This window comes from Shinella sp. S4-D37, assembly GCF_040812195.1.
Classification (GTDB): Bacteria; Pseudomonadota; Alphaproteobacteria; order Rhizobiales; family Rhizobiaceae; genus Shinella.
This window is the reverse complement of the sequence record NZ_JBFNXL010000009.1, coordinates 35,121-50,857: the sequence shown is the minus strand read 5'-3', so window position 1 is coordinate 50,857 and position 15,737 is coordinate 35,121. Positions and strand designations below refer to the sequence as shown.

The window sequence follows — 15,737 nt, the reverse complement described above, 5'->3', positions numbered from 1 at the left end:
ATCGGCCAATCGCCGCTGGACGTCGTCGCATGGCACGGCAACTACGCGCCGTACAAGTACGACCTGCGGCGTTTCTCGCCCGTCGGGCCGATCCTCTTCGATCATGCCGATCCGTCGATCTTCACCGTGCTGACCTCGCCGTCCGAGACGGAGGGCACGGCGAACATCGATTTCGTCATCTTCTCCGACCGCTGGCTGGTCGCGGAAAACACCTTCCGGCCGCCATGGTATCACATGAACGTCATGAGCGAGTTCATGGGCCTGGTCTACGGGCAATATGACGCCAAGACCGGTGGCGGCTTCGTTCCCGGCGGCGTGTCGCTGCACAATTCCATGCTGCCGCACGGCCCGGACGTGGATGCTTTCGAAAGGGCGAGTTCCGTGGAGTTGAAACCCCACAAGCTGGAAGGAACCATGGCTTTCATGTTCGAGACCCGCTTCCAGCAGCGCGTCTCTGCCTTCGCGGCGGAAACCCATCCGCCGCAAAGGGACTATGGCAGCTATGGCCACAAGCTGAAGAAGATGTTCGACCCCGACCGGCGATAAGGAAAACGCTCCTCGTCATGCACGAGGATGCCGTGCACCGCCGGGTCGGGGTTCAGCCGCTCGATGAGGGCGATCAGCTCGGCCTGCGGTGCGTTCTCGGGCAACCTGTGCTCGAAGTTCGCCGTTCCGGCGGCCCGCGTCTGCGTGCCCTTGCTGCGGACATAGACCTCGCTTGCCGGGTCCTGTCCGACGAGCACCACCGGAAGGCCGGAAACGAGACCGTGCGCCGTCTTGAGGTCCGCGACCTCGCGGGCGATAACCTTGCCGTCGATCGCCGCCGCGCTCATGCGCCGGGGTCGGCAAGGCGCGCGGCCGCAGTCTCCAGCGTATGCCAGAGCGTGCCGGCGGCCGAGCGCATGCCGATCACGGCGAGCCGGTCCGCCGCGCGGCGGATGACGAAGACGCTCATATGTTCGAGGCCGGTACGGGTGGCGGTGCCGGGGCCGAAGCGGGCGGCATCGAGGTTCACGAGTTTCGCCATCAGCGCGAGAACCGGCGCCTCGCCGGCGGCGGAGCGGACCTCGAAGGCGACGAAGCCGTCGGTCTGCTCGGTGACGGAGCACCCGGGACAGGCGGCGGTTATCTCGGCGGCGAAGTCCGTTTCGGCGCGGCCGGGGCCTTCGACCAGCCATTGGCCGGGGCCGGTCCAGAGCGCGGCGGCGGTATCGTTGCCAGTCCATAGGCCGGGGCCGGGCAGGCCGAGGCCGAAGGGGGCCGGCTCTGTGGCGCCGCGGCGCAGCGCCAGCGAGGTGAGTGCGAGGCCGGAATTTTCCTCAAGGGTGAGAACACCGTGGGTGACGGCGCGGGCCGTGCTGCCGCCGAGCGCGGTCAAGGGTTTCAGGTCAGGCACGGAGGCGTTCTCCCTCGGGATCGACGAAATGGGGCGAGACGACACGCAGGCGGACGGACTGGCCCTGCAACGGATTGGCGGCGACGATCACCTCGCCGAGCCGTTCGGCTCCGTTGGCGAGGAAGCCGAGGCCGATGGCCGAGCCGACATGGGGCGAGAAGCAGGCGGAGGTGATCCAGCCCTGATCGGTCCCGGTGTTCTGCGCCGCATCCGCGGCGAAGAGATGCGAGCCGGCGACGACGGGCTCGGCCGGATCGACCGGCTGGAGGCCGACGAGGCTGCGCGTTTCCGCCACCAGCCCGTCGCGTCGCATCATGACGATGCCGATCGCGTCCTTCTTCGCGGAAACCATGCGGCTCATGCCGAGCATCTGCGCGGTGGTCTGGCCGTTCAGCTCGTTGCCGGCGGCGTGGCCCTTCTCGATGCGCATCACGCCGAGCGCCTCGGTGCCGTAGGGCGTCGCGCCGAGGTCCGCGCCCTTCTCCATCAGCCGCGCCATCAGCGCATTGCCGTAGCGGGCGGGAACGGCGATCTCATAGGCAAGCTCGCCGGAGAAGGAGATGCGGAAGAGCCGCGCCCTCAGGCCCCCGCAGACCGTGAGGCCGGCGCAGGCCATGAAGGGGAAAGCTTCGTTGGAAAGGTCGAAGCCGTCCACCACCCGCTCCAGCAGCCGGCGGGCGTTCGGGCCGGCGACGGAAACTTGAGCCCAGGCGTCCGTGGTCGAGATGAGCTGCACGTCGAGTTCCGGCCAGAGGCACTGGCGGGCGAATTCCATGTGGCGGTAGATCGGGCCGGCCTGCGTCGTCGTGGTGGTCACGACATAGTGGCCCTCGGCGAGCCGCGCGCAAGTGCCGTCGTCATAGGCATGGCCGTCCTCGCGCAGCATCAGGCCGTAGCGCACCATGCCGACCTTGAGGCTCTTCATGGCGTTGCAATAGAGCCGGTCGAGGAATTCGGCCGCATCCGCGCCCTGCACGTCGACCTTGCCGAGCGTGGTCACGTCGCAGATGCCGACGCCCTTGCGGGTGGCGAGCACTTCCCGGTCGACCGTCTCGCGCCAGTGGGTCTCGCCGGGCTTGGGGAAATACTGCGCGCGCATCCACTGCCCGACCTCGACGAAGACCGCGCCTTGCGCTTTCGCCCATTCATGGCTCGGGGTGAGCCGGCGAGGGCGGAAATGCGGACCCGTGTCGCCGCCGCCGAGCACCGAAAGGGAAACCGGCGTATAGGGTGGGCGGAAGATCGTCGTGCCGGTCTGAGGGATCGGCTTGCCGGTCAACTCGGCCATCACGGCGAGCGCGGTGACGTTCGCCGTCTTGCCCTGATCGGTCGCCATGCCGAGCGTCGTCCAGCGCTTCAGATGCTCGACGGGACGCATGTTCTCCTGATGCGCCAGCCTGATGTCCTTGACGGTGACGTCGTTCTGGAAATCCACCCAGGCGCGACCCTTGCCCGGTACATGCCAGAGCGGCTGGAGCCTTGCCTCGCCGTCGATGCTGCGCGGAAGCGGCGGCATCGCCGCCGTGATGCCGAGCGCGGCAAGCGCCGAGACGGCCGCTTCCGCGCCGGAGGCCATCGCCGCCGCCGTGCCGCCCTTGCCGGCCGCCGCGCCGGCGACCGTCATGCCGTCCGGCAAGCTGTCGCCGGGCAGGAAAGCTTGGCATCCCTCGTCCCAGACGGGACGGCCGCGATGATGCGAGGCGAGATGGACGTTGGGGTTCCAGCCGCCGGAGACGGCAAGGCCCCCGCAGGCGATCCATTCCTTCGTGCCGCCGCGCGTCACCTTGACGGCGGAAAGGCCGAGACGGCCCTTGCTGTCGGAGACGGTCGCGCCGGCGATCAGCCGGTAGTCGCCGGTCGCCCTGGCGTCGGTGCGCGAATCCACCACGGCGGCGACCCTGATGCCCTTGGCCAGCAGGTCGCGGGCCGTGCGGTGGCCGTCGTCGCCATTGGTGAAGATCGCCACGGTTTCGGCGGGGCTTGCGGCCCAGCGGTTGGCATAGGCGCGCATGGCGCCGGCCAGCATGATGCCGGGACGGTCGTTGTTGCGGAAGGGGATGTGCCGCTCCGTCGCGCCGGCCGCCAGCACCGTGCGCTTGGCCGTGATGCGCCACAGCGTCTGGCGTACCTTGCCGCCCGGCTCGGCGAGATGGTCGCTCACCCGCTCGACCGCGCCGTAGACGCCATTGTCGAAAGCGCCGAACATGGTGGTGCGGCGCAGGACGCGAAGGTTCGGCAGGCTGGCGAACTCGGCCTCGACCTTGGTGATCCAGTCCGTCGCGGGGGCGTCGTCCAGCGTGTCGCTCTCGGCCAGCAGCCGACCGCCGAGGCGGCTGTCCTCGTCGGCGAGGATGACCCGTGCACCGGCCCGCGCCGCCGTCAGCGCCGCCCCAAGGCCGGCCGCGCCGCCGCCGATTACCAGCAGGTCGCAGTGCAGGAAGCCCTTGTCATAGGCATCGGGATCGGCCTGCATGGACAGGCTGCCGAGCCCGGCCGCGCGGCGGATCGCCGGCTCGTAGAATTTCTCCCACAGCGCGCGCGGCCACATGAAGGTCTTGTAATAGAAGCCGGCGGTCAGGAAATCGGAAAAGTAATCGTTCACCGCCAGCGCGTCGAAGGCGAGCGAGGGCCAGCGGTTCTGGCTGCGGGCTTCGAGCCCGTCGAAGAGTTCCACGACGGTGGCGCGGGTGTTCGGCTCGCGCCGTGCGCCCGCCCGCAGTTCCACCAGCGCGTTCGGCTCCTCGGAGCCGGCGGAAAAGACGCCGCGCGGTCGATGGTACTTGAAGCTGCGCCCGACGAGGCGCACGCCGTTCGCCAGAAGCGCGGAGGCGAGCGTATCGCCGGGATGGCCCTGATACGGCTTGCCGTCGAAGGTGAAGCGCAGCGTCCTGCTGCGGTCGATCAGTCCGCCCTTGAGCCTCATGGCGCACCTGTCTTGTTGCGCATAGCGATATCGCGGGCGAGTTCCGCGCCGAGGATTTCGTGGGTCACGGTGTTGCGGGTGACGACGAGCCAGCTCCGGTCGCCCTGCTCGTGGAACCAGAGCTCGCGGTGCACGCCGGCGGGATTTTCGCGCAGGTAGACGTAATCGTTAAAGGCGTCCAGCGCATCGCTCGCCATGCCGTCCGGGCGGTCGAGGAGGGCGGCGTCGCCGAGATAGGTGAATTCCTGTGCGTCTCGGGGACCGAGAAGGGGATGGGGGATCAGCATCGGCAAAAAACCTTCAATGCAGGTTCGGTTGGGCGCCCATGCCCTTTTCGTCGATGACGTAACCGCGCTGGAAGCGGTCCAGCCGGTAGGCGCGGGCGGTGTCGTGGGGCGTGTCGGTGGCGAGCAGATGCGCGAAGGCATAGCCGGAGGCGGGGGTGGCCTTGAAGCCGCCGTAGCACCAGCCGGCATTCAGGTAGAGGCCTTCGATCGGCGTGCGGTCGATGATCGGCGAGCCGTCCATCGACATGTCCATGATGCCGCCCCAGATACGCAGCAGCCGGGCACGGCCGATCATCGGCATCAGCGCCATGCCGCCCTCGGCCACATCCTCGACGACGGGAAGGTTCCCGCGCTGGGCATAGGAATTGTAGCCGTCGATATCGCCGCCGAAGACGAGGCCGCCCTTGTCGGACTGGCTGACGTAGAAATGGCCCGCGCCGAAGGTGATGACGCCCGGAATGGTCGGCTTCAGCCCCTCGGAGACGAAGGCCTGCAGCACATGGCTCTCGATGGGCAGGCGCATGCCGGCCTGCGCCATCACCCGGCTCGTCGAGCCGGCCACCGCCACGCCCACCTTGCCCGCGCCGATATAGCCGCGCGAGGTTTCGAGGCCGCGGAGGCGGCCGTTTTCGATGCGAAAGCCGGTGACCTCGCAGTTCTGGATCAGGTCGACGCCGGCAAGGTCCGCCCCGCGGGCATAGCCCCAGGCGACGCCGTCATGGCGCGCGGTGCCGGCGCGTCGCTGGAGGAGGCCGCCCTTGATCGGGAAGCGGGCATTGTCGAAATTGAGGAAGGGGATCAGCGCCCGCACCTCATCGCGGTCGAGAAGCTCCGCGTCCGCGCCGGCCAGCAGCATGGCGTTGCCGCGCCGGCGGTAGGCGTCGCGCTGGGCGTCGGTGTGGATCAGGTTGACGATGCCGCGCTGGCTCACCATGGCGTTGAAGTTGAATTCCTGCTCCAGCCCTTCCCAGAGCTTCATCGAGAATTCGTAGAAGGGCTCGTTGCCGGGCAGCAGGTAGTTCGAGCGGATGATCGTCGTGTTGCGGCCGATATTGCCCGAGCCGAGCCAGCTCTTCTCCAGAACGGCGATCTTCGCCTTCCGGAAGGTGTTGGCGAGGTAATAGGCCGTGGCGAGCCCGTGCCCGCCGCCGCCAACGATGACATAGTCGTAGGCCGGTTGCGGATCGGGGTTGCGCCACAAGGGGCGCCAGCCGCGATGCCCGGTCAGGGCTTCCTTCAGTATCCGTAGGGCCGAGTAGCGCACAGGCGATGATCCTCGAATGGGCTGCAATATCGTGAACCCTGTGTAGCGCGAGATGCCGGAACGGCATTGCACAGTTCGGACATTTTCTTGTCTGCCCGTGCCATCGGTGATAAGCAACCGTCATGAAGATCGGTTTCGTCCTCACGCCCGGCTATGCGCTGATGTCGCTGACGAGCGCGGTGGAGCCGCTGCGCGCGGCCAATCACCTTGCGGGAAAGACGCTCTATTCCTCTTCCTTCCATTCGGTGGCGGGGGGCTTCATGGCCTCCACCGCCGGCGGTGGATTTGACACCCTTCCGCTTTCAGGCGCGCAGGAGTGCGGTCTCGACATCGCCTTCGTGGTGGCGGGCGGCAATCCCATTCTCTATGAGGACCCGGCTCTCGTGCGCGGGCTTCGCGCGCTCACGCAGCGCGGCGTGCGGCTCGGCGGCATCTCCGGCGGCTCGGCGATCCTCGCCAAGGCGGGGCTGATGGCCGGCCGGCGCTTCACCGTCCACTGGGCGCATATCGATTCGCTCATCGACTATGCGCCCGATCTCCTGATCGAGCGGGCGCTCTATGTCATCGACCGCGACCGCTATTCCTGCGCGGGCGGCGTCGCGGCCATGGACATGATGGGCGCGCTGATCGCCCGCGAGCACGGCGTCGCCTTCGCGCGCGAGGTCAGCGACTGGTTCATCCACCCGCGCCTGCGCACGGCGGACGAGCCGCAACGGACGCGCGCCGGCCAGCGCTTCAACCTGCACCACCCGACGCTGGAGGCGGCGGTGGAACTCATGGCAAGCCACCTTGCCGATCCGCTGTCGCCCGATCAGCTAGCCGCGCTGACCGCAATGAGCGTGCGCCAGTTGCACCGGCTCTTCGCCGGTCAGTTCGGCGTCTCGATGATGACCTTCTACCGTGACCTTCGTCTTGCCAAGGCGGATGAGCTTTTGCAGCAGAGCGCCCTTTCGCTGCTGGAGATCGCCATGCTGACCGGCTTTTCCAGCGGCGCACACTTCACCCGGCGCTTCACGGAGAAATACGGATTGCCGCCGAGCCGGAAGCGGCGTGCGCCGACGGGCGGGTGCTCTTCGTAGAGGTCCTTGAACCGTTCGCGCAGGACCGGGAAGTCCGCTTGAATCATGAGGCGAAAAGATGCGCGAAGCCGGCGTCCACCGCCGACAAGGCTCTGCTCATCGAAGATGGCCGGGGGGAGGCGCTCCCGGACCGCCGAGCGAGGCCGGCGCGTGTCGGGCCGGTTGCATTCCGCGGGCAGATGTATCAAAGCTGGAGCAATTCCACCGAAGCGGTTTTGCGTCCGCAAGAGTGTTGAAACATACAACTAGGGTGTTTTCTCGATTCGAGGAAACGCGGAAATACTTAAGGGCAGCCCGGCGGGCCACGACGCCTCTGTTGGAAAGAGCAGTAGCATGGAGCAGTCCGCCCTCATCGACATCGGTCTGCCGATCGCCGTGTTCATCATCATGGCCGGCATCGGCATGACGCTCGCGCCCGTCGATTTCCAACGGGTGGCCACGCGGCCGAAGGCCCTCATCTGGGGCATCGTGGCCGCGCTCGTGGTAATGCCGCTGGTGGCCCTGCTGCTTGCCATGGTCATGGGCCTGCCGCCGGAAATCGCCGTCGGCCTCGTCGTCATCGCCGCCTGCCCGATCGGCACGACGTCCAGCCTGTTCTCCTATCTCGCAAGGGGGGATCTCGCATTGTCGATCGCATTGAGCGCCGCCGGCAGCCTGGTCGCGATCGCGACGCTGCCGCTTTTTGCGAATTTCGCGATCGAGCGCTTCAGCGGCGACGATGCCCGCGTCTATCTTCCCGTGTTGCGCACGATCGGGGTAATGATCGCGATCATCCTGTTTCCAGTGCTCGTCGGCATGGGCATCCGGCAGAAGGCGCCCTCCTTCGTCGCCCGCGCGGAAAAGGTGGTCGGCGCCTTCGGCCTGCTGGTGCTGGTGGGGCTCATCGTCGGCATCGGTATCTCGGTCCATGAACGATGGGTGGAGATCATCGTCAGCGCCGGCCCGGCCGTCGTCGCGCTGATCGCCTGCGCGATCGCGGTCGGCCTGCTGGGCTCGCGCGCCCTTGGCCTCACCGCCGCCGAGGCCGTCACCGTGACCCTTTCGATCAGCATCCGAAACGCGGCGATCGGCATGGTCCTTGCGATCACCATGATGCATTCGCCGGAAATCGCCGTGCCGCCCGCCCTGTTCGGCCTGTTGATGTATGCGACCGGGTTCGGCCTCGTCGCCTATGGGCGCATGACCATCAAGGCATCGGCCTGAGCCGCGGTGCGGCGTCACCGGGCTGAAACGCGGTAATCGTCCGGCGTCACGCCCGTCATACGCTTGAACATCGCGATGAAGGACGAGGCGTTGCTGTAGCCGAGGGTCGCGGAGATGCGCTCGACGGTATCGTTCGCCTCCAGCATGGGCATGGCGCGCACCACCCGCAGCCGCTGCTTCCATTCGGTGAAGGGCATGCCGAGATCGCGCAGGCAGCGGCGGATCAGGGTCCGCTCGGCCAGTCCCCCGAGCCGGGCGTGCTCGGCGAGCGAGCGGTTGTCGGCGGGGTTTTCCCGAAGATGCGCCAGAACGGGTTCGAGCGCCGGATCGGTCGACCAGGGCAGGTAGGTTCCCACCCTTGGCGCGGCCGCGACGAGATCGACGACCACCCGGAGGAAGCGCAGGTGCCCGGCCGCGCCATGGTCTTCGTCGCCGCCGGCGCGCAGATGCTCCAGCATGGCCCTCAGAAGCGGGCTGACTTCCAGGGCCGTCGTTTCCGGCGGAAGAGGCCCACACAGCGCGGGATCGACATAGAGCGAGCAGTGCACTGCGGCATGCCGGTTCAGGCCCCGGTGCTCGATATCCGGCGGCAGCCAGACTGCATAGTGCGGCGGTGCGAGATAGTGCCCGTCCGTCAGGCTGACCTCCATCATGCCGCTGTAGGAATAGACGAACTCGCCCCAGGGGTGGCTGTGGCGCGGATAGGTGGCGTTCTGCGGCATCTGCGCGGCGCGGAAATACAGGGGATGGGGCAGGGCGTTGCGGAAGGGCACGTCGCGGAAATGCGCGCCGCCCCCCGTCCGCCCGCCTGTCAGGGTCTCGATACCGACTGTCATGAAGTCATTATATCCGCCTTATGTGCCAGATGCTATGCCGGGTGCGATATCGGAGCACGCATCTTGGACAACCGCAAATCCATCGACATTGCCGCGGTCGGCATCATGGTCGCCGTCTGCCTCATCTGGGCCTTCCAGCAGATCGGGCTGAAATCCACGGCCGTCTTCGCCGCGCCGGTCCTGCAGATCGGCCTCAGGTCGGGGATCGCGGCCGTCCTCGTCTTCGCCCTCGTTCGCGCGCGCCGGCAGCATGTGGCGTTCCGGGGTGCGGCGGCTGGGCTCGGCGCTCTTGCGGGCCTGTTGTTCGCCATGGAGTTCTTTCTCGTCGGCGAGGCGCTGAAGCACACCTCGGCCTCCCATGTCGTGGTCTTTCTCTATACCGCGCCGATCTTCGCCGCCCTCGGCTTGCACTGGAAGCTCCCGTCGGAGCGTCTTGCGGCGGTGCAATGGGGCGGCATCGCCGTCGCGACGGCCGGCATCGCCTTCGCCTTCCTCGCGCCGCCGGACGGCCGGCAGGGCGGCGGCGACCTTGGTGCCATGCTGTGGGGCGACGGGCTGGCGCTGCTGGCGGGCGCGGCCTGGGGGCTGACGACGGTGCTGATCCGCACGACGCGGCTGAGCGCGATGCCGGCCACCCATGTCCTGTTCTACCAGCTCGCCACCGCCTTCCTCATCCTGACGGGCGCGGCGGTGCTGGCCGGCGAGGCGGGCATCGTGCCGTCCGGGCCGCTGCTGTTGAACATCGCCTTCCAGGCGGTCGTCGTCTCTTTCCTCAGCTTCCTCACCTGGTTCTGGCTGCTCACCCGCTACCGCGCCTCCCAGCTCGGCGTCTTCTCCTTCATGACGCCGGTGTTCGGCGTCCTGCTGGGCGTCCTCCTGCTGGACGATCCGCTGACGGCCGAATTTGCGGTCGGCACGGCGGGGGTCGTGGCCGGGATCCTCATCGTCAGTGCCTATCCGTGGCTCCAGAACCTGATGGCAAAGGCTCGACGGCGCCCCGAGGGTGTCTGCAAGGGATCGTAGCATGACCGCCCGGCTCGCGGCATGCGAACCGGGCGGTCAGCAGATGTCAGGCCGCGTCGAGCTTCTTCTCGCAGCGCAGCAGCATGCCGTAGAGGTCGCGCGGCTCGTCGGGGTCGGCGAGCAGGTCGAGTTCTGTGAACATCCCGTGCTCGGCGATCTTCTCTCGCACGTAGCGCAGTGCGGAGAAGTCCTCGATGGCGAAGCCCACGCTGTCGAAAAGCGTGATCTGGTCGGCGCTTCTGCGGCCCTCCGCCGTGCCGGTCATGACCTGCCAGAGTTCAATGACGGGATGCTCGGCCGGCAATTGCTGGATCTCGCCCTCGATGCGCGTCTGCGGGGGATATTCGACGAAGATGTCGGAGCGCAGCAGGATGTCCTTGCTGAGCTCGGTCTTGCCCGGGCAGTCGCCGCCCACCGCGTTGATGTGCGCGCCGGGACCGACATGATTGTCGGAGAGGATCGTCGCATATTGCTTGTCGGCGGTGACGGTGGTGATGATGTCGGCGCCCTCGACGGCCTCCTCGACCGAGCGGCATTCCTCGATCACGAAGCCGAGGCCGGCAAGGTTCCGGGCGCATTTGCGCGTCGCCGTCGCATCGATATCGTAGAGCCGGAGCCTGTCGACGCCGATGAGCGACTTGAACGCGCGGGCCTGGAATTCGCTCTGCGCGCCGTTGCCGATGATGGCCATGGTGCGGGCATTCGGCCGCGCCAGGTATTTCGCCGCCACCGCCGAGGTCGCCGCCGTGCGCAGCGCGGTCAGGATGGTCATCTCGGTGAGCAGCATCGGATAACCGTTGCCGACATCCGACAAGACGCCGAAGGCCGTCACGGTCTGCCGGCCGTCGCGGGTGTTCTTCGGATGGCCGTTGACATATTTAAAGCCGTAGAGCGTGCCGTCGCTGGTCGGCATCAGTTCGATGACGCCTTCCTTGGAATGGGAGGCGACGCGCGGGGTCTTGTCGAAGATCGGCCAGCGGCGGAAGTCCTCCTCGATCGTCGCCGCCAACTCCGTCAGGAACCGGTCGATGCCGACCTTCAGCACCAGTTTCATCATATGGTCCACGCTGACGAAGGGAACCACGTTGAGTTTCGGATCGATGTTCATTTTTCCTCCAACCGGGAACGAGCGGGTTCAGCCTGCGCGCGTCGGGCGATCCATCACCCGCTTGCCCATCAGGCTGGCGACAAGATCGACGAGCAGTTTCGCGGTCTTGCCGCGTTCGTCGAGGAACGGATTGAGCTCGACGATGTCGAGGCTCGTCACGAGATCGCTGTCATGCAGCATTTCCATGATCAGGTGCGCCTCGCGGAACGTCGCCCCGCCCGGCACCGTGGTGCCGACGGCCGGCGCGATGTCCGGCTCCAGGAAATCGACGTCGAAACTGACATGCAGGAGGCCGTTTGCCGCCCGGACCTGCTCGATGAACGTGCGGATGAGGACGGCGACGCCGTGCTCGTCGATCACGCGCATGTCGTGGACGGTGATGCCGGTCTTCCGGATGGCGGCCTGTTCGGCGGGATCGACGCTGCGGATGCCGATCATGCAGACGTTCTCCGCGGGCACGGCATGGGCGAGCGCCGGGAAATAGCCGGTAAAGCCGGCCTGGCCGGTATAGTAGGCGACGGGCGTGCCGTGCAGGTTGCCGCTGGCGGTCGTTTCGAGGCTGTGAAAATCCGTATGGGCGTCCAGCCAGAGCACGAAGAGCGGCCGGCCGCGCTCGGCGGCCCGGCGGGCAAGGCCCGGAACGGTGCCGGCCGATATTGCATGATCGCCGCCGAGGAAGATCGGCATGCCGGCCTCGCTGTGCGCGTAGGCCGCGGCCGACAGCGCCTCGACCCAGGCGACCGTCTCGCCGAGATGGTGCACGGCGGCGTTCGGATGTGCCATCTCATCGAAGGCGCGGGGCGTGATGTTGCCGGTGTCCTTCACCGTGTGGCCGAGCTCCTCCAGCGCCGTGCGAAGGCCGGCGATGCGCAGGGCGCTCGGCCCCATCTCGCAGCCGAGCTGCCCCGCACCGATTTGCAAGGGGGCGCCGATCAGCGTGCACTCCATGATGTACTCCTCATCGTTTTTCCCAAGTCTAGAAGCCCGGAATGGCAGATTGAATATTGAATTTTGGCATGTCGGAATGGCATATTGACCATAATGGAAAGCCAAGGAGCCAGATTGGCATGGATGCGCTCGACCAGAAGATCGTCACCCTGCTTCGCGGCAACGGGCGCCGGAGCGTTTCGGACCTTGCGTTGGAAACGGGGGCGTCGCGGGCGACCGTGCGTGCGCGTATCGAGCGGATGGAGCAGGACGGCACCATCCTCGGCTACACGGTGATGCTGCGCGCCGATGCGCTGGAAGATGTCGTTCGCGGCGTCATGACGATCGAGATCGAGGGTCATGTGACCGACCGCGTGATCCGCACCCTCGGCGGGTTCGCGGAGATCTCGCAGATCCACACGACGAACGGCCGCTGGGATCTCCTGGTGGAACTCAGCGCCGCGAGCCTTGCCGAGTTCGACGCCGTCCTGCGCAAGATCCGCCTCGTTCCGGGCATCACGGGCAGCGAAACGAGCCTCCTCCTGTCCACGCCGCGCTCGACGCGGGCGAAACTGTAGGACCGTCCCGGTCAGGTGGAGGATAGGGCGGTCCAGACCGCGCGTTGCGCCTCGAAGGCCCGCCTGTAGGCGGGGCGTGCCTTGCCGCGGGCGATATAGGCGGAAAGGTTCGGATAGTCGCCCAGCAGGTCCGATCCCTCCAGCCTGCGCAGAACGGTCACCATGAGAAGGTCGCCGGCGCTGAAGGCGCCGTCGAGCCAGTCGGCATCGCCGAGCCGGCGGGAGAGCTCGGCGACCCGCGTGCGGACACGGCCCTCCAGGATCGGCAGGCGCTCGGCGTACCAGGGCTTGTCGCGCTCCGTATAGCCCGGTATCTCGCGGTCGAGGATCGGCGGTTCCACCGTGTTGAGCGCGGCGAACATCCAGGTGATCGCCTGCGCCCGGGCATTGGCGTCAGCCGGCAGCAGGCCGGCATGGCGCTCGGCGATGTGAAACACGATGCCTCCCGTTTCGAACAAGGCGAGATCGCCGTCCTCATAGGTCGGGATCTGCCCGAAGGGATGAAGCGCAAGATGCGTGGGCTCCTTCATCTCCCTGAAGGTGAGGAGACGGACCGCGTAGGGCTGGCCCACTTCCTCCAGCGCCCAGCGAACGCGCATGTCGCGCGCCAGACCTCGGCCGCGATCGGGCGATTGGGCAAAGGCGGTTATGGTGATCGTCATGGCGTCCTCCCTGGCATGTCTGCTTGAAGACGACCGGCCGGGCGGTATTCCGACACGCCTGCCCGAAATAGGTATCGCGATCCGGGGCTGGCCTCCTGTCCTTCCTACTCCATCGTCCTGAGGAAGGTTTCGGCCGTGGCACAAAGCACCGCGGCGCCCTGAGGCAGGGCCGCTTCGTCGATACGGAAGCGCGGATGGTGCAGGGGATGGATCGCGCCGGCTTCCGCGTTGCGGATGCCGAGGCGGAAATAGACCGAGGGGCACCTCTCGCTGTAGAAGGCGAAGTCGTCGGCGGCGGTCCAGCCGGGTGCCGACAAAACCTTGTCCGCACCGACGACCGCCGCGCCGGCCTGCCGGACGATCTCGACCATTTCCGGTGCGTTGACGACCGGCGGCTCGCCCCGTTGCAGATCGACCGCGACCGTCGCGCCATGGGTCGCCGCCACGCCCTCCAGTACCTGCCGCAGCCGGCGCCACGCCTTCTGCCGGGTTTCCTCGTGGCCGCTGCGGATCGTGCCCTTCAGCCGGGCTTCGGCGGCGATGACGTTGTAGGCGCCGCCGCCCTCGATGCCCGTGACGGAGATCACCAGCGGATCGTAGGGATCGATTTCGCGCGCGACGATCTTCTGCAGCTCCGTCACCATCGAGCAGGCGACGGCGATGGCGTCGATGCCGTCGGACGGCCTTGCGGCATGTGCGGAATTTCCGGTCACGACGACGTCGAAGATATCGCAGGCGAGCGTATAGGGACCCGCGCCCACCGCGATCCTGCCGGTCGGCGTATAGGGATCGACATGGATGCCGATCGCCGCGTCGACATCGTGGAGAAGGCCTTCCGCGACGACGCGCCGTCCGCCGAGCGGCTCGGCTTCCTCGGCGGGCTGGAAGATCAGCCGCACGGTGCCGCTGAAGGATTGCCTGCGTCCATGCAGCAGGACGGCGGCGGCATACCCCATGGCCGCGTGGGCATCGTGCCCGCAGGCGTGCATCACGCCGGGCCGTTCGGACGTGAAGGGCTCGCCCGATAGTTCGACGATCGGCAGCGCGTCGATATCGGCGCGGATGACGACCTTGCGGTTGGAGGGACCGGCCGTGCCGACGATATCGACGGCAAGGCCGAAGCCGGCGACCGGCCGGACCGGGCCGAGGCCCGCCTCTTCGAGAACCTGCCTCAGATAGGCCTGCGTTTCGCGCTCCGCGTTGGAAAGTTCCGGATTGCGGTGGAGGTGGCGCCGGATTTCGATCATCCGGCGCGTCAGGGCCGCGTCGGGCTCAGGCCTTGACATGGATGTCCCGGGGGAAATTGGTCAGCGTCTCGCAGCCGGTTTCGGTGACGAGGATCGTCTCGCTCACCTCGATGCCCCAGCCGTCCATCCACATGCCGAGGATAGAGTGCAGCACGTTGCCCGGCTTCAGGAGGGTCGTGTCGCCGGGGCGCAGGCTGATCGTGTGCTCGCCCCAATCCGGCGGATAGGCGACGCCGATCGAATAGCCGATGCGCGATTCCTTCTTCAGGCCGTGACGCTCGATCACCCGGCGCCAGCTCGCTTCCACCGCCTCGGCCGTCACGCCCGGCCTGATGCCGTCGAGGACGGCCTCCATGCCCTCCAGCACCGCCTTGCTCGTGTCGCTCACCTTGGCCGGCATCCTGCCGAGCTGAAGCGTTCGCGCCAGACCCGCCGTGTAGCGGCGGACGACGCCGGCAAGTTCGAGCGCGACGGTCTCGTTCTCGCCGAAGCGACGGTCGCTCCACATGACGTGGGGGGCGGAGGCGTTCTCGCCGCCGAGGATGGTCGGGGGCAGGGCGGTGATGTCGCCGGCGAAATCCGGCGCGCCGGCGATCTGGGCGGCCTGGATCCTGGCGATCGCGTCGCATTCGCGCACGCCCGGTGCGATCGTGTCATAGGCCGCGCGCACCGCGGCTTCGGCAAGGCGCGAGGCCTTGCGCAGATAGTCGACCTCCGCCGGCGACTTGACGCTGCGGATCCAGTTCACCAGCAGGTCGGCATCGTGGAAGGCGGCGTTCGGCAGGCCGGCGGTCAGGCGGGCATGGGCCTTGGGCGAATAGTAGTAGGCTTCCAGTTCGATGCCGATATTGCCGCGGCCCCAGCCCTTGCGGTCAATCCAGGCGGCGATCCAGTCCATCGGGTGGCGGTCGGCGCGCTGGACATGGTCTTCCGGAAAGCCGACGACGTTTTCCGGCTTCATCCAGGCCGTCAGCAGGCCGCCGGCGGCGTCCATGGCGCGGCCGATCCAGACCGGTTCCTCATCGGCGAGGGGCACGAGTACGACCTGCGGCGTGTAGAAGGACCAGCCGTCATAGCCGGTGATGTAGTGCTGGTTGGCGACGTCGTTGACGACGAGCAGATCGAGATTGCGCCGCGCCATCTCCGCGCGGATGGCCTGAAGCCTGTTTCGATATTCGGAAAGGGCGAAGGGAAGTTCGATCAT

General features: G+C 67.3%; 15 protein-coding genes and 1 pseudogene. 5 read left to right on the top strand and 11 right to left on the bottom strand.

Translation table 11 applies throughout. From position 1 onward, the window contains the following. Window positions 1-546, top strand: a 546-nt coding sequence (locus AB3G45_RS29100) for a homogentisate 1,2-dioxygenase domain-containing protein (protein WP_367834012.1), incomplete at its 5' end; no start/stop codon positions are given. Window positions 547-566: 20 nt separating this feature from the next. On the opposite strand, the pseudogene AB3G45_RS29095 reads toward AB3G45_RS29100, so the two are convergent. From AB3G45_RS29095 to AB3G45_RS29075, 5 genes and pseudogenes are all read right to left on the bottom strand, one after another. After that, window positions 567-833: pseudogene (locus AB3G45_RS29095) on the bottom strand (tetrahydrofolate dehydrogenase/cyclohydrolase catalytic domain-containing protein); the annotation flags it as partial. Further along, complete coding sequence (locus tag AB3G45_RS29090) at window positions 830-1,396, bottom strand: sarcosine oxidase subunit gamma (protein WP_367834011.1); 567 nt, start codon at window positions 1,394-1,396, stop codon at window positions 830-832. The gene AB3G45_RS29090 and the pseudogene AB3G45_RS29095, both read right to left, overlap by 4 nt. Then, entirely contained in the window at window positions 1,389-4,319 is a 2,931-nt protein-coding gene (locus AB3G45_RS29085) for a sarcosine oxidase subunit alpha family protein (protein WP_367834010.1), read from the bottom strand. Before AB3G45_RS29085 ends, AB3G45_RS29090 begins: the two co-directional genes overlap by 8 nt. Next, the gene (locus AB3G45_RS29080) at window positions 4,316-4,606 is read right to left on the bottom strand and encodes a sarcosine oxidase subunit delta (RefSeq protein WP_367834009.1); all 291 of its coding nucleotides are present in this window, start codon (window positions 4,604-4,606) and stop codon (window positions 4,316-4,318) included. Before AB3G45_RS29080 ends, AB3G45_RS29085 begins: the two co-directional genes overlap by 4 nt. A 13-nt stretch (window positions 4,607-4,619) precedes the next feature. Continuing rightward, window positions 4,620-5,870: a sarcosine oxidase subunit beta family protein gene (locus AB3G45_RS29075; protein ID WP_367834008.1), complete on the bottom strand. Its 1,251-nt coding sequence runs from the start codon at window positions 5,868-5,870 to the stop codon at window positions 4,620-4,622. A 122-nt stretch (window positions 5,871-5,992) separates the two neighbouring features. On the opposite strand from AB3G45_RS29075, the gene AB3G45_RS29070 reads away from it, so the two are divergent. Then, window positions 5,993-6,949 (top strand): GlxA family transcriptional regulator, encoded by a 957-nt coding sequence (locus tag AB3G45_RS29070; protein WP_367834007.1) that lies wholly within the window; start codon window positions 5,993-5,995, stop codon window positions 6,947-6,949. A gap of 333 nt (window positions 6,950-7,282) precedes the next feature. Next, a complete protein-coding gene (locus tag AB3G45_RS29065) occupies window positions 7,283-8,152 on the top strand; it encodes a bile acid:sodium symporter family protein (protein WP_367834006.1) in 870 nt (289 codons plus the stop codon). A gap of 14 nt (window positions 8,153-8,166) precedes the next feature. Here the strand turns inward: AB3G45_RS29065 and AB3G45_RS29060 are convergent, their stop codons facing one another. Beyond that, entirely contained in the window at window positions 8,167-8,988 is an 822-nt protein-coding gene (locus AB3G45_RS29060; RefSeq protein WP_367834005.1) for a helix-turn-helix domain-containing protein, read from the bottom strand. Between the two features lie 63 nt (window positions 8,989-9,051). On the opposite strand from AB3G45_RS29060, the gene AB3G45_RS29055 reads away from it, so the two are divergent. Next, complete coding sequence (locus AB3G45_RS29055) at window positions 9,052-10,011, top strand: DMT family transporter (RefSeq protein ID WP_367834004.1); 960 nt, start codon at window positions 9,052-9,054, stop codon at window positions 10,009-10,011. A gap of 46 nt (window positions 10,012-10,057) precedes the next feature. Here the strand turns inward: AB3G45_RS29055 and ocd are convergent, their stop codons facing one another. Further along, on the bottom strand, window positions 10,058-11,119 hold the full coding sequence (gene ocd / locus AB3G45_RS29050; RefSeq protein ID WP_367834003.1) for an ornithine cyclodeaminase: 1,062 nt from the start codon (window positions 11,117-11,119) through the stop codon (window positions 10,058-10,060). Between the two features lie 27 nt (window positions 11,120-11,146). After that, the gene (gene rocF, locus AB3G45_RS29045) at window positions 11,147-12,067 is read right to left on the bottom strand and encodes an arginase (protein ID WP_367834002.1); all 921 of its coding nucleotides are present in this window, start codon (window positions 12,065-12,067) and stop codon (window positions 11,147-11,149) included. A gap of 119 nt (window positions 12,068-12,186) precedes the next feature. On the opposite strand from rocF, the gene AB3G45_RS29040 reads away from it, so the two are divergent. Further along, entirely contained in the window at window positions 12,187-12,624 is a 438-nt protein-coding gene (locus AB3G45_RS29040) for an Lrp/AsnC family transcriptional regulator (protein ID WP_367834001.1), read from the top strand. Window positions 12,625-12,635: 11 nt separating this feature from the next. On the opposite strand, the gene AB3G45_RS29035 is transcribed toward AB3G45_RS29040, so the two are convergent. The 3 genes from AB3G45_RS29035 to AB3G45_RS29025 form a co-directional block, all read right to left on the bottom strand. Next, window positions 12,636-13,286 (bottom strand): glutathione S-transferase family protein, encoded by a 651-nt coding sequence (locus AB3G45_RS29035; RefSeq protein ID WP_367834000.1) that lies wholly within the window; start codon window positions 13,284-13,286, stop codon window positions 12,636-12,638. A 104-nt stretch (window positions 13,287-13,390) separates the two neighbouring features. Further along, window positions 13,391-14,572, bottom strand: a complete 1,182-nt coding sequence (locus AB3G45_RS29030; RefSeq protein ID WP_367833999.1) for a M20 family metallopeptidase — start codon at window positions 14,570-14,572, stop codon at window positions 13,391-13,393. Continuing rightward, complete coding sequence (locus AB3G45_RS29025) at window positions 14,559-15,737, bottom strand: M24 family metallopeptidase (protein WP_367833998.1); 1,179 nt, start codon at window positions 15,735-15,737, stop codon at window positions 14,559-14,561. The genes AB3G45_RS29030 and AB3G45_RS29025 overlap by 14 nt, the downstream gene beginning before the upstream one ends.

Bases quoted from the DNA above. Each gene is read 5' to 3' on its own strand.
- AB3G45_RS29025 (WP_367833998.1), bottom strand. From the start codon at position 15,737: ATGATCGAACTTCCCTTCGCCCTTTCCGAATATCGAAACAGGCTTCAG.
- AB3G45_RS29065 (WP_367834006.1), top strand. From the start codon at position 7,283: ATGGAGCAGTCCGCCCTCATCGACATCGGTCTGCCGATCGCCGTGTTC.
- AB3G45_RS29080 (WP_367834009.1), bottom strand. From the start codon at position 4,606: ATGCTGATCCCCCATCCCCTTCTCGGTCCCCGAGACGCACAGGAATTC.
- AB3G45_RS29060 (WP_367834005.1), bottom strand. From the start codon at position 8,988: ATGACAGTCGGTATCGAGACCCTGACAGGCGGGCGGACGGGGGGCGGC.
- AB3G45_RS29070 (WP_367834007.1), top strand. From the start codon at position 5,993: ATGAAGATCGGTTTCGTCCTCACGCCCGGCTATGCGCTGATGTCGCTG.
- AB3G45_RS29030 (WP_367833999.1), bottom strand. From the start codon at position 14,572: ATGTCAAGGCCTGAGCCCGACGCGGCCCTGACGCGCCGGATGATCGAA.
- AB3G45_RS29085 (WP_367834010.1), bottom strand. From the start codon at position 4,319: ATGAGGCTCAAGGGCGGACTGATCGACCGCAGCAGGACGCTGCGCTTC.
- rocF (WP_367834002.1), bottom strand. From the start codon at position 12,067: ATGGAGTGCACGCTGATCGGCGCCCCCTTGCAAATCGGTGCGGGGCAG.
- AB3G45_RS29040 (WP_367834001.1), top strand. From the start codon at position 12,187: ATGGATGCGCTCGACCAGAAGATCGTCACCCTGCTTCGCGGCAACGGG.
- AB3G45_RS29035 (WP_367834000.1), bottom strand. From the start codon at position 13,286: ATGACGATCACCATAACCGCCTTTGCCCAATCGCCCGATCGCGGCCGA.
- ocd (WP_367834003.1), bottom strand. From the start codon at position 11,119: ATGAACATCGATCCGAAACTCAACGTGGTTCCCTTCGTCAGCGTGGAC.